The organism is uncultured Martelella sp. (genome assembly GCF_963677965.2).
GTDB classification, from domain to species: domain Bacteria; phylum Pseudomonadota; class Alphaproteobacteria; order Rhizobiales; family Rhizobiaceae; genus Martelella; species Martelella mangrovi.
This window is the reverse complement of sequence record NZ_CAXXFM010000001.1, coordinates 1,964,517-1,976,365: the sequence shown is the minus strand read 5'-3', so window position 1 is coordinate 1,976,365 and position 11,849 is coordinate 1,964,517. Positions and strand designations below refer to the sequence as shown.

The window sequence follows — 11,849 nt, the reverse complement described above, 5'->3', positions numbered from 1 at the left end:
CCGGCAGAGATGAACCGCCGTTCAGGGCCATCCTGAACAAAGTTCGGTTTCCCCGCGAACGGCAATGACAGCGACTTGAGCAGCGACCGCTCCCGGCGGCCGCAAGGGCGGCGTGTGCCTTGCGTGCGCCTGCCTGCCGCAGCCGCATTGGAGCGAAAGAAAGCAGATACGATGCAGATGAAGAAGAACAGGTTCAAACAGGCAATCTCCACCGGCCAATTGCAGATCGGCCTCTGGAGCAGCCTTTCCGACAATATCTCGGTCGAAATTCTGGCCGCCAGCGGTTTTGACTGGCTGCTGATCGATACCGAGCACGCGCCCAATGAAATCCCCAATGTCGTGCGGCAGTTGCAGGCTGCAGAGACCGGAACCGCCAGCATGGTGGTGCGTCCGGCATGGAATGACACCGTGCTGATCAAGCGGTTTCTCGATGCCGGTGCCCAGACCCTGCTGATCCCGATGGTACAGACCGCCGAAGAAGCCAGGCGCGCCGTCGCATCGACCCGTTACCCATCAGCGGATGGTCTGCGCGGTTTCGCCTCGCAGTCGCGCGCTTCCGCCTACGGTCGCATGGAGGGCTATTTCCAGCATGCGCATGAGGAAATCTGCGTTCTGGTGCAGGTCGAGAGCCTCGCAGCGCTGGAAAATATCGAGGAGATCGCCGCCATCGAAGGCGTGGACGGCATCTTCATCGGCCCCGGAGACCTTTCCGCCGACATGAAACATCCGGGCGAGCCCGGCCATCCCGATGTCGTCGCCAGGGTCGATGCGGCGATTACCCGGGTGAAGGCTGCCGGAAAACCGGCCGGCATCCTGATCGGCAATGAGGCGCTCGCCCGCCATTTCACCGAAGAAGGCTGCGTCTTTACCGCAATCGGCTCCGATATCGGACTTCTGATCAACGGCGCGAAGCGCGCGCTTGCGGCATTCGACGACCTGAAACAGGCCAATGCGCAGAAGACAGCATGAAAATGAGGAGGCTTGAATGCCGAAACTTGCAGCAAATCTCTCGATGCTTTTTACCGAAATGCCGTTTCCCGACCGTTTCGATGCGGCGGCAAAGACGGGCTTCAAGGGCGTCGAATTCCTTTTCCCTTATGATTTCGAGGCGGGCCTGTTACGGGACCGGCTCGACAGGAACGGGCTTGAAATCGCGCTTCATAACCTGCCGTCGGGCGACTGGGGCGCGGGTGAACGTGGCATTGCCTGCCTGAAAGACCGCAAGGGCGAGTTTCAGGACGGCGTCGGCAAGGCCATCGCTTATGCCACCGCACTTGGCTGCCCGAAGGTGAACTGCCTTGCGGGCAAGCTTCCCGAAGGGGCCGACCGCGACGCGGCCGAGGAAACGCTGGTCGACAATTTGCGCTTTGCCGCGGCCGAATTGAAGAAAGCCGGCATCATGCTGGTGGCCGAGGCGATCAACACCTACGACATTCCCGGCTTTTTCCTGTCCGGCACGGCCCAGACGCTGGCGGTCATGGACAAGGTCGGATCGGACAACCTCTTCTACCAGTACGACATCTACCACATGCAGCGCATGGAGGGCGAACTGGCCAATACGATGAAGAAACACTTCGCCCGGATCGGCCATATTCAGCTTGCCGACAATCCCGGTCGCCACGAGCCGGGAACCGGCGAAATCAATTACGACTTCCTGCTGCCCTATATCGACACGCTTGGCTATGACGGCTGGATCGGCTGCGAATATGTGCCGGACCAGGGCTTTGGCTGGCTGAAGCGTTTTTCCTGAAAACATGAACCTTGAAAAGCGTCCCGCCGGAAACGGGGCGCAAAACGGAGGATTTGAACAATGAGCAAGCTCGGATTTATCGGACTGGGCATTATGGGAACGCCGATGGCCGCACGGCTGATGGCGGCCGGACACAGCCTTGTCGTCAACACCAAGGGCGATGTTCCCGAAGATATCGTGAAAGCGGGCGCGACGGTCTGCGAAACCGGTCGCGAGGTGGCCGAACAGGCCGATATCGTGTTCGTCATCGTGCCCGATACACCGGATGTCGCAGCCGTCCTGTTTTCAGAAGGCGGCGTCGCCGAGGGCCTGAGCGCCGGCAAGACGGTGGTCGACATGAGTTCGATTTCACCGGTGGAAACCAAGGACTATGCCGCCCGTATCGAGCAACTGGGATGCGATTATGTCGACGCGCCCGTTTCCGGCGGCGAAGTTGGCGCCAAACAGGGCTCGCTGTCGATCATGGTCGGTGCGAAGGACGATGTCTTTGCACGGGTGAAGCCCTATTTTGAAATCATGGGCAAGAACATCACCCTTGTCGGCGGTATCGGCGCGGGGCAGACGGCAAAGGTCGCCAACCAGATGATTGTCGCGATGAATATCGAGGCCGTCGGCGAGGCGCTTCTGTTTGCGTCGCGGGCAGGCGCAGACCCGGCGCGCGTGCGCGAGGCGCTGATGGGCGGTTTTGCCTCCTCGCGCATTCTCGAACTGCATGGCGAACGGATGGTCAAGCGTACCTTCGATCCCGGCTTCAGGATCGCGCTGCACCAGAAGGACCTCAACCTCGCGCTTTCCGCCGGCCGGCAGATGGGGCTCTCGCTGCCCAATACCGCCACCTGCCAGGAACTGTTCAACGCCTGTGCGGCGCATGACGGCAGCGGCTGGGACCATTCCGGCATGGTGAAGGCGCTGGAACTTCTGGCCGGTTATGAAATCGGACAGGACAGCGACGCCTGAGGGCCTGTTTGTGGTGACTGCAGGATAAGCCTATTTCTGAGCGATACGGCTTTGCCATAAGCCATGCATCATGCGGAAAGGAAGGAAAACGATGAAAACGGTCACGCTTCCCGAAGATGAAACAATTGCCGCGCTGGGACAGGGCACCTGGTATGTCGGGGACGATCCGGCGATGCGTGAAAGAGAGATCGAAGCGCTCAATCGCGGTATTGATCTCGGCATGACCGTGATCGACACTGCCGAAATGTATGGCAGCGGCCGTTCGGAAACGCGGGTCGGCGAGGCAATCGCCGGCCGGCGCGACGAGGTGTTTCTGGTCTCCAAGGTGCTGCCCGGAAATGCCTCGCGCAAAGGCACGATTGCTGCCTGTGAAGCTTCGCTGAAGCGGCTGGGGACAGACCGAATCGATCTCTACCTTCTGCATTGGCGCGGCGGCGTGCCGCTCGGCGAGACGGTTGCCGCTTTCGAAGCACTGGTAAAAGAAGGCAAGATCCGCCACTGGGGCGTTTCCAATTTCGACGTGAACGACATGGAGGAACTATTCTCCGTTCCCGGCGGGGCAAAGGTGGCGGCCAATCAGGTGCTCTATAATCTGACCCGGCGCGGCATTGAATGGGACCTCGCCGACTGGTGCGCATCGCGCGGAATTCCCGTCATGGCCTATTCGCCCGTGGAGCAGGCAAGGCTGCTTCGGCATCCCGATCTGAGGGAACTGGCGGCCGGCCTCGGCATCACCGCAGCCCAGCTCGCGCTTGCCTGGGTGCTGCGCCGCCGCGACACGATGGCGATCCCGAAGGCGTCTTCGCCCTCTCACGTTGCCGACAATGCCGCTGCGGCAGAAATAACCCTCAATGACGAAACCCTTCAAGCCCTCGACCGGATGTTCGCGCCACCGCGCAAAGCGACACCGCTTGAGATGCTTTGAGGTCGTCTGGTTCTGCTGTTGCTTGACACTTCAAACGGCTCTTCCTCAAAGTCTGCTATCCAAGGACAGCATTCTCGCCCGCATCAATTCCGAGCCGGAACAGGCCATACGTAGCTCGCTGCAACGTCTTGAATCAGTTGTCCGGGAGCTTCAACAACAACAAATACTCGTTTCCATCGATGGACGTCATCTGTCCCGTCGAGGTTCCTGCCTATGCTGACCGGATCGCCATCTAGCCGGATGGGGCTCATTCCGACGGGTGTTTCGTCGGCAAACGACAAAAAGGCTTCCCCATAAGAGTAAAGCCGTTGATATGATTGATAACACGGACCTGGTTGCGGAGTCAGAATTTGGACATTGTTTGATCACCAGGCGACAGTTGAGACTGGAAAAACCGCACTGAAACGCGGGCTTGCCAGCCTTCCTCAAACAGAAGCTGGCCTTTCCTATGCCGGATCCACGTTCTCAAGAATGTGGCGCGCATGATCGATCAGCGGGCGGTCGATCATCTTGCCGTCGAGTTGTACGGCCGCGCCGTTTGCTCCTTCGAGCGCGGCGATCACCCGGCGGGCCCAGGCGACTTCCTCGTTGCTCGGTGCAAAGCCGGCATTGACGGGGGCGACCTGGGCGGGGTGGATGCACAATTTGGCGCCGAACCCCATTGACCGGGCGTGACGCACATCACGCTTGATCGCCTCGGGGTCGGAGAGCGCCGTGGTCACGCCGTCGATCGGCGGCAGAAGGCCGCCGAGCCTTGAGGCGAGAACGAGTTCGAAACGGGCATGGTCCAGCCCGTGGCCGCCTTCGGGAATGCGTGCATCGGCGCTGAAATCCAGATTGCCGAAGGCAAGCCGCGTCAGGCCCGCAGCGTTCACCGTGTCGCGCAATGCGGCAAAGCCGGCGACGGTTTCCACCAGTGCCAGGAGCGGGCGACCGGGGAGCTTTGCCGCAACATCCGCCATCCCCGCCGGCGCGGCCTTGGGAACCATGATATCCGCCGAAATGTCGCGCAATGCGGCAACATCATCGTCATGCCAGGGCGTATCAATCCCGTTGATGCGCACAATGCCCTCCCCGCCTTGCATGAACCATTGCATGACATGCGCGCGGGCGTCGTCCTTGGCCGCATGGCTGACGGCATCCTCGAGATCGAAGATCACCGCACCGGCGCCGGCGCTGGCGGCCTTGACAAACCGGTCGGGACGATTGCCCGGAACGAACAGATAGCTGCGTGGAATGGCCATCGACATCACGCCCCGAACACCGCTTCGGCCTTCATCACCAGTTCGCCCTGTGGCCCTTTGGCCCAGAGAGCAAGCCGGTCGGGCGTCTCGCCTTCCGCTGCTTCCAGCGCGAAATCATCATCGACGAACAACGGCGCCATGCCGCGAAATTCAAACCGGGTCAGCCTTTCGTCCGGACGGCAGCGATGGGCGAAATCCTGCAGCAGCGTGGCAACCAGAGGACCGTGGACGACGAGGCCCGGATAGCCTTCCTCTTGCGTGGCATAGGGCCGGTCGTAATGGATGCGATGGCCGTTATAGGTCAGCGCGGAATAGCGAAACAGCAGGACGGGGTCGGGCTTGACCTCCTTGGTCCATATCGCCCCTTCTGGGGCTGCGGCCGGAACCGGCTTCGGCGCATCGGCCGCCGGCGGCGCGCGGTAGACGATGTCCTGCTCCTCTTCGATGCAAAGCGTTCCGCCGCTTGAGATGCGATGGCGGACGGTCACGAAGACAAGGCGTCCGGCGCGACCGTTCTTCTCAACGACGTTGAGGATTTCGCTCTCCTTCTCCGCCACCGCGCCGACGGCAAGCGGCGCGTGATAGGAAATGCGTCCGCCAGCCCACATCCGCCGTGGCAGACCGGTATCGGGCAGGAAACCTCCTGTCTTCGGGTGCCCATCCACGCCGAGGCTGGAACGCCGGACGAAGGGATTGAAGAACAGCCAGTGAAAGCCCGCCGGAAGCGGCTGGCCGGCGACCGGCATGTCCGGCAGTTCCAGCGTTTCGACAAGCGCCGCCACCCGTTCGGGCAGGATCGTTTCCGTCCGGCTTTCCTTGCGCCCGATCGCGGCTTCCAGGCTTGTCTCACGCATGGCGGCTTCAACTGTCAAAATCTTTCTCCCTCAAAACGGCGTCCGGATCAGTAGATGATCCGCTCCTCCACCAGCCGGTCGCGCTCTCTGCGGCCAAGCCCCAGAAGCTCGCCGTAAACATAATCCTCATGCTCGCCAAGACCCGGCGTACCGCGCGTCATCCCCGGCGCATCGCTTGCCGAGAACCGTGCCGGAAAGCCGGCCGCCATGCGCTTGCTCCCGTCGGTCTCGGTCACCTCGACCACGCTGTCGCGGCCTCGCATATGGGGATCGGCGGCGATATCGGCCGCGCGCCAGGAAACATGCGCGGCAATGCCCTTGGCCTGAAGGTCCTGTGCTGCCGTTTCGGCCTCCACACCCGACGCCCATGCGGCGACGATCGCGTCCAGAGCCGCGCGCGCTTCAACACGCGCCGCAGCGGTTGCGAAGCGGGAATCCCCCACAAGCTCCGGATGGCCGATGATGGCGGCAAGGACTCGCCATTCGGCATCCGTGGTGACGGCGATGCTCAGCCAGCGGTCGTCCTCACGCGTGGCATAGAGGCCGTGCGGCGCAAATTGCGGGTCGGCATTGCCCATGCGATGCTGACGAACGCCGGCCGAAGCCGCCGTGATCGCATCGCCAGCAAGCGACGAGGCAACCTCGCGCGCGGCGATATCGACATGGCAGCCCTCGCCGGTGCGTTTGCGGCGCGTGAGCGCGGCAACGGCGGCAAGCGCGGCGTTCATGCCAACCGAATGGTCCATGACATGGCGCATCTCCACCGGCGGGCCATCCGCATACCCGGTCAGATGCCCGAGGCCGCCCCATGCGCCGAACAGCGGCGCATAGCCGGCGAAATGGCTGTCCGGCCCGCTCTGCCCGGATGACGAAACCGAGACCATGACGATATCGGGCTTGACCGCCTTCAGCGCCTCGTAGCCAAGGCCCAACCGCTCCATCACCCCGGCGCGGAAGCTTTCGGCGGCCAGATCAGCCGCGCCGACCAGACGTTTGGCAAGCGCCACGCCTTCCGGATGTTTGAGGTTGAGCCGCACCGACAATTTGTTCGAGGCCACCTGATCGAAGGTTGCCGGCCCCGCGCGACCATAGACAGCATGGGGCTTGCGGAAAATATCGGGGCGCAGCGCGGTCTCGATCTTGATGCATTCGGCGCCGAGCTGCGACAGCATATGGGTGCAGAACGGGCCCGCGGCGTGAACGGTGAAATCGGCGATCCTGATGCCGGCAAGCGGTTTCATGCCGTCGCCCTCCTTGTTGCCGCAGCCGATGAAACAAGCGCCTGATCGGCGCCCGCCTGCGGCGCGGCTGCGGAAAGTTGCGGCGCGTCGGCGCCGAAGCGGAACGGCGCGGTCTGCACCGAAAATGCCCCAACGTCCGGCCACTCCTGCGTCTGGAAGATGCCGCGCGCGGTTTCGTGCGCGCCGGAAAGCACCTGTTGCGGCGTGTTGTAGCGCGCCATCGGCACGCCCAGCTTCTGCGCCCGCGCCACAATTTCCTCGACATCATGGGCGCGCGCCCAGGCGTGGATTTCACGGTTGATCATCTCACCGCGCGCGCTGCGCTCGACAGCATCGTTGAAGGCATCATCGGCGGCCCATTCGGGATGGCCCATCAGTTCCACAAGCCCGCGCCATTGCCGTTCTTCCAGTGTCAGAAGCTCGAAAAAACCGTTGCGGCATTCGATCACGCCGCCATAGCGAAACGAACGCGTCAGCCGGTGTTCGATCGAGCCATCGCCGAAACGCTGCAGCGCGAATGCGCCGACGGCGAGGTTGGCGTCCTGCACCGAAACATCGACGAATTGCCCCTCGCCCGACCACAGCGCTGCAAGTCCCGCAAGGGCGGCGGCCACGCCGCCCTGCATCTCGGCGAAATGGCCGGCGATCTTGAGCGGCGGCCGGTCCGGGAAAAGCGTTGCCGAAAGGCCGTTGGGCAGAAGATAGCCCTCGCCGCCGGCGTGAATGAGATTGATTTCCTCGCCCTTCCAGTCCGCTTTCGGGCCAGTCGCGCCGAAAGGCAGCACGGAGAGATGCACGAGATTTGGGTGGCGGGCGGCGATGGCGGCCTGATCAAGACCAAGCGCCTCCCGCCCGGCAAGCGGCGTATCGTCGATCAGGATGGCGGCATCCCCGAGCAGGGAGGCAAATGCATCGCGACCGGCATCCGTCGCCAGATCCAGAACCACGCTGCGCTTGTCCGCCGCGACATAGGCGAACAGCGCGCTGCTGCCGTTGTCAAAAAGCGGCGCGCGTTGGCGCAAGAGGCAAAGCTCCGGAGGTTCGACCATGATCACCTCGGCGCCCATGGCGGCGAGCAGGCGTCCGGCCCAGGCCCCGGCAACGCCGCCGGCGTGCTCGACAACCTTGATGCCGCTGAGCGGCTTGTCCTGTTGCATGGCGGGACCTCCTCCTCAAGTCCCTGAGCGCTCCTGCTTTCCAGCGAAAGGCGGGAATGCTCCGGCATTTCGATTGTGTTCCGCCGGTGCCCGCTCTCCCGGGCCCGGCGAAACTGCTTCATCCTCAGCGCACGACGGGAAGCTCGAGATCGAGCGCGGAACCGTCGAAGAACACCCGGAGTTCGGGATCGCGGCTCGGCAGGATCACCGTCGCCACGCCCGGCGTTGTCACTTCGCCGCGCTGGTTCTCGCCCCAGATCTCCAGATCGACGAGGGCGTGGCCATCCTTGACGTATTTGCGCGAGACCTTGCCCTTGCACCACGTGCTGTCGCCCATGGTGTTGAAGCGGCGCATTTCGGTGCGGACCCGCTTGAGGAAGGCGGCGTCGCCCATCCAGTTGGTCACCAGCGAGGCCATCCACGAAGACCGCTGCGGGCCGTAGTCATAGACACCGGGCACGCCGACCTCCTTGGCCGTGCTTTCGCGATGGTGGCCGATGCCGGTATATTCGATACCGCCGCCGGCCTCGGGGTTACGGAAGAAATGGCCCGGATGTTTCATTGCCGCCTGGAACACGACGCCATGGGTGTGGCCGCGGCCACAGCCGACGAGAAAGCCCATCGTATCCATCAGCGACAGCGGGCCGCGCACGATCGGGTCGAGGCTTTCACCTTCCGTCACATCTTCGAAGTAGCGCACATTGGCACCGCGGATGCGCTCCGGCTCGCGCATGATCGCGTCATCAAGCGCCTCATATTCGTCAGCCGTATACTCGTGGGTCTTGATATCCTTGTATTTGCCGGCATCGCGGGCGGCCTTGCGCTCGTGGCGGGTGCAGGTGCCGAGCGCGCGGGCGACAAGCTCGCCGCGCTGGTTGGAATAGCTCGCCTCGACATATTGCAGCACCAGCCGGCCCGAAAACTTGCTCTGCTTTTCCTCGACGCCGACAACGCGCTCGATGGCGCTGATGCGATCGCCGGGGCGGATATGGCGGAACAGTTCCCATTCATTGCCGGCGTAAAAACCGTGGACACCCGGCAGGCCCCAGCGGGTGCGGCCGACCCAGCCGAAGGCCATGGGAAACATCGGATGGCCCACCTGCCCGCCATAGCGCGAATTGCGGCCATATTCCTGCTCGCGGTAGAGCGGATTCAGATCGCCGATGCCGTTGCACCAGTTGCGCAGCGTATCCGTCGTGGCGTCCTGCAGATAGGGCCCTTCCGGGCGCAGCTGCAGGCCGATCATGTTGCGCGCGGCGGCAACCGCCTCGTCGGTGATCAGCCCTTCCGCCGGCGCGCCGCCGACGGCTTTTTTGGTCTGCTCTTTGGTGTCAGCCATGGTCACGTGTCAGTCTCCTCTCAAGATGCCCGGACGGCGCTCCCCGCACCATCCTCAGGCTTCGTTTGCTGACCTCAGTTAATGCATTTTATTTTCTTTGGTCAATCAATTTCCAGAAAATAATGCATTTTAATTGCCCTTTTGGGACGATATGGCGATAAAATGCACAAAATCGGACACAATTAGCCGTATCACGCACCATTAAAATGCATTTTATGACAGCGCGAAATCCGAAGCGGTCGTGATTTCCGCATAGCGGCGCAAACCGGCCAGCGCGAAGTCATGCTCCTCCGTGCTCGCCCCGGCGCAGCAATCCTCCAGCACGACGCATTGGTAATCGCGGTCATGGCCCTCGCGCACGGCGGCAGAGACCACGCCATTGGTGGAAACCCCGCACAGGATCAGCCGTTTGATGCCCTGCGCGCGCAACAGCGGCTCCAGCTTGGTGGCGTAAAACGGGCTGACCCGATGCTTGATGATATCGGGATCGCCCTCCTGCGGCGCAAAGTCCGAATAGACTTCCGTGCCCCAGCTGCCGAGCTTGAAGACCCCGGCATCGCGCGCCTTGGCGAAGACCGGCGATGTGGGCGGGCATTCCGCATAACTGGGCGAAAACCCGACACGGACATAGCCGACCATCACCCCGGCCGCGCGCGCGCGGCGGATGGCAAGCTCCGTATTGGTGTAGACGCCCCGCTCCTGGCATTGCGGAACATAGGATTTCGCGCCCATCCCGTGGGGATGAACGAGGTCGTTGAGCATGTCCATGACAAGCAGGATGCTATCGGGCAAAATGCTATCGGCGGGCATTTCGGTCTCCTTTCTGCGATATTCCGGTTTTGGCAGGCCGACCGGAACACGCATCAAGGCGTCCTAGCCGGTGTAGCTGGCCTTGAATTCGTCCCAGCCGGCGCGGATATGGCTGCGCAATGCCGTCAGCATCGCGCCCTCGTCGCGCGACAGAATTGCGCCCAGCATCTCGCGATGCTCCTTCGAGGCGCGATCGATCCGGTTTTCCAGCCTGTTGATCAGGTCGAAGGGGTAGCGCGCCCACAGCGCCCGGACGAAACGCAGCGTCTGCGGCAGGCCGGCGGCGGAATAGAGCACCTCGTGAAAGCGGTAATTGATGGAACGCACTGCGTCCTTGTCGTCGCGCGTGGCGGCTGCTTCCAGTTGCGTCTGAAGGTCGCGCAGCTCCTCGACCTGCTGCGCGGTCAGCCGTTCCATGGCGCGCAGCGCCAGTTTCGATTCCAGCGTCACGCGCAGATCGACGATCTCCTCCGTCGCATTGATATCGAAGGGCGCGACCGTCGCGCCGCGATGCGAGGTGCCAAGGATGAAACCTTCCGCCGCCAGCAGCTTCAGCGCCTCGCGCACCGGCGTGATGCTCATGCCGATGCTCTCGGCGATTTCGGCCTGTTTCAGCTTCGACCCGCGCGGAAACTTGCCGGAAATAATGCCTTCTCTGAGATAGTCCGCGACCTGCTCTTCCTTGGTCTGATGCTTCAACGTATTGACCTTCCATGAAATTTCGCGAACCACTATACCAGTGCTTCACCGGGATAATGCAATATTTCACGGATTGCTCCAAGCTTTTGGTGCGGCATCCAGACGAAGAATATGTTCCTCGCCTTCATGCCGGGGATAAATCTCGGCCAGCCGCGGATCATGCGCCGGCAAAACATGGTCATCGCTGTCGGCAAGGGCACGGATGGTATCGTGCGCGGCGATCATGTCGGAGGAATTGAACACCACGGCAAAGGGCACGCCGCGCTCATATTCCTCGTAGTAATGGAGCGCATCGGAGGCGAGAACCACATGCCCGCGCGCCGTTCGCACCCGCACGATTTCCTGGCCCGCGCAATGGCCGCCGACCCAGTGCACCGTCACGCCGTCGGCGATCTCGCTTTCGCGCCCGTGCAGGGTCAGTCGGCCGCCATGCAGCAGGTTGACCAGCCGGTTGATCTCGTCCGGCTCATAGGCCCGGCGAAACCACCATTTCTCCATCCACGGACCGGTGACATAGGCCATTTCCTCGGCCTGCATGTAGAAATGCGCGTTTTCGAACGCATCCAGAAAGCCCAGATGATCATAATGGGCATGGGTCAGAATGACGGTATCGGCGTCGCGCGCGGAAACGCCCAGCCTTGAAAGCGCATCGACCGGGCTCAGCACATGGGTATGGCCATGCTTTTTCGCTTTCGCCGGGTCCATGCCGGTATCCACGACGATGACCCGGTCATCGCTCACCAGCAGCCATGAATAGAAATCAAGCGGCAGTGCGCCAGCCGGGTCGCTTTCGAGAATGAAATTCTGCCCCCGCGTCCGGGTCGGATTGATGGCGTGGCGGATGCCGAATATCTTCCAGACTGTTTCGCGCAT

The 11,849-nt window shown here is 62.4% G+C and carries 12 protein-coding genes; 4 read left to right on the top strand and 8 right to left on the bottom strand.

What is annotated here, in order from left to right:
- Positions 1-177 precede the first annotated feature (177 nt).
- The 4 genes from ACHZCU_RS09355 to ACHZCU_RS09340 all read left to right on the top strand — a co-directional run bounded on the left by ACHZCU_RS09355 (position 178) and on the right by ACHZCU_RS09340 (position 3,632).
- Complete coding sequence (locus ACHZCU_RS09355; RefSeq protein WP_319518565.1) at positions 178-969, top strand: aldolase/citrate lyase family protein; 792 nt, start codon at positions 178-180, stop codon at positions 967-969.
- A 16-nt stretch (positions 970-985) separates the two neighbouring features.
- Entirely contained in the window at positions 986-1,750 is a 765-nt protein-coding gene (hyi, locus tag ACHZCU_RS09350) for a hydroxypyruvate isomerase (RefSeq protein WP_319518564.1), read from the top strand.
- 60 nt (positions 1,751-1,810) lie between these two features.
- Positions 1,811-2,707 (top strand): 2-hydroxy-3-oxopropionate reductase, encoded by an 897-nt coding sequence (gene glxR / locus ACHZCU_RS09345; protein WP_319518563.1) that lies wholly within the window; start codon positions 1,811-1,813, stop codon positions 2,705-2,707.
- A gap of 91 nt (positions 2,708-2,798) precedes the next feature.
- A complete protein-coding gene (locus ACHZCU_RS09340; RefSeq protein WP_319518562.1) occupies positions 2,799-3,632 on the top strand; it encodes an aldo/keto reductase in 834 nt (277 codons plus the stop codon).
- Between the two features lie 446 nt (positions 3,633-4,078).
- Here the strand turns inward: ACHZCU_RS09340 and ACHZCU_RS09335 are convergent, their stop codons facing one another.
- The 8 genes from ACHZCU_RS09335 to ACHZCU_RS09300 form a co-directional block, all read right to left on the bottom strand.
- Positions 4,079-4,876: a CoA ester lyase gene (locus ACHZCU_RS09335; RefSeq protein ID WP_319518561.1), complete on the bottom strand. Its 798-nt coding sequence runs from the start codon at positions 4,874-4,876 to the stop codon at positions 4,079-4,081.
- 5 nt (positions 4,877-4,881) lie between these two features.
- On the bottom strand, positions 4,882-5,748 hold the full coding sequence (locus tag ACHZCU_RS09330) for a MaoC family dehydratase N-terminal domain-containing protein (RefSeq protein WP_319518560.1): 867 nt from the start codon (positions 5,746-5,748) through the stop codon (positions 4,882-4,884).
- A 29-nt stretch (positions 5,749-5,777) separates the two neighbouring features.
- A complete protein-coding gene (locus tag ACHZCU_RS09325; protein ID WP_319518559.1) occupies positions 5,778-6,971 on the bottom strand; it encodes a CoA transferase in 1,194 nt (397 codons plus the stop codon).
- Entirely contained in the window at positions 6,968-8,128 is a 1,161-nt protein-coding gene (locus ACHZCU_RS09320) for a CoA transferase (RefSeq protein ID WP_319518558.1), read from the bottom strand. The genes ACHZCU_RS09325 and ACHZCU_RS09320 overlap by 4 nt, the downstream gene beginning before the upstream one ends.
- Positions 8,129-8,252: 124 nt before the next feature.
- Positions 8,253-9,467 carry a MaoC family dehydratase N-terminal domain-containing protein gene (locus ACHZCU_RS09315; RefSeq protein WP_319518557.1) on the bottom strand — a complete coding sequence of 405 codons (1,215 nt, stop codon included), beginning with the start codon at positions 9,465-9,467 and terminating at the stop codon, positions 8,253-8,255.
- 213 nt (positions 9,468-9,680) lie between these two features.
- On the bottom strand, positions 9,681-10,277 hold the full coding sequence (locus ACHZCU_RS09310; protein ID WP_319518556.1) for a cysteine hydrolase: 597 nt from the start codon (positions 10,275-10,277) through the stop codon (positions 9,681-9,683).
- A 63-nt stretch (positions 10,278-10,340) separates the two neighbouring features.
- The gene (locus tag ACHZCU_RS09305; protein ID WP_319518555.1) at positions 10,341-10,976 is read right to left on the bottom strand and encodes a GntR family transcriptional regulator; all 636 of its coding nucleotides are present in this window, start codon (positions 10,974-10,976) and stop codon (positions 10,341-10,343) included.
- Positions 10,977-11,042: 66 nt separating this feature from the next.
- On the bottom strand, positions 11,043-11,849 hold the full coding sequence (locus ACHZCU_RS09300) for an N-acyl homoserine lactonase family protein (protein ID WP_319518554.1): 807 nt from the start codon (positions 11,847-11,849) through the stop codon (positions 11,043-11,045).

Excerpts from the sequence above, each read along its gene's own strand:
- ACHZCU_RS09355 (WP_319518565.1), top strand. The coding sequence starts at position 178 with ATGAAGAAGAACAGGTTCAAACAGGCAATCTCCACCGGCCAATTGCAG.
- hyi (WP_319518564.1), top strand. The coding sequence starts at position 986 with ATGCCGAAACTTGCAGCAAATCTCTCGATGCTTTTTACCGAAATGCCG.
- glxR (WP_319518563.1), top strand. The coding sequence starts at position 1,811 with ATGAGCAAGCTCGGATTTATCGGACTGGGCATTATGGGAACGCCGATG.
- ACHZCU_RS09340 (WP_319518562.1), top strand. The coding sequence starts at position 2,799 with ATGAAAACGGTCACGCTTCCCGAAGATGAAACAATTGCCGCGCTGGGA.
- ACHZCU_RS09335 (WP_319518561.1), bottom strand. The coding sequence starts at position 4,876 with ATGGCCATTCCACGCAGCTATCTGTTCGTTCCGGGCAATCGTCCCGAC.
- ACHZCU_RS09325 (WP_319518559.1), bottom strand. The coding sequence starts at position 6,971 with ATGAAACCGCTTGCCGGCATCAGGATCGCCGATTTCACCGTTCACGCC.
- ACHZCU_RS09320 (WP_319518558.1), bottom strand. The coding sequence starts at position 8,128 with ATGCAACAGGACAAGCCGCTCAGCGGCATCAAGGTTGTCGAGCACGCC.
- ACHZCU_RS09315 (WP_319518557.1), bottom strand. The coding sequence starts at position 9,467 with ATGGCTGACACCAAAGAGCAGACCAAAAAAGCCGTCGGCGGCGCGCCG.
- ACHZCU_RS09310 (WP_319518556.1), bottom strand. The coding sequence starts at position 10,277 with ATGCCCGCCGATAGCATTTTGCCCGATAGCATCCTGCTTGTCATGGAC.
- ACHZCU_RS09300 (WP_319518554.1), bottom strand. The coding sequence starts at position 11,849 with ATGCGCGAAACAGTCTGGAAGATATTCGGCATCCGCCACGCCATCAAT.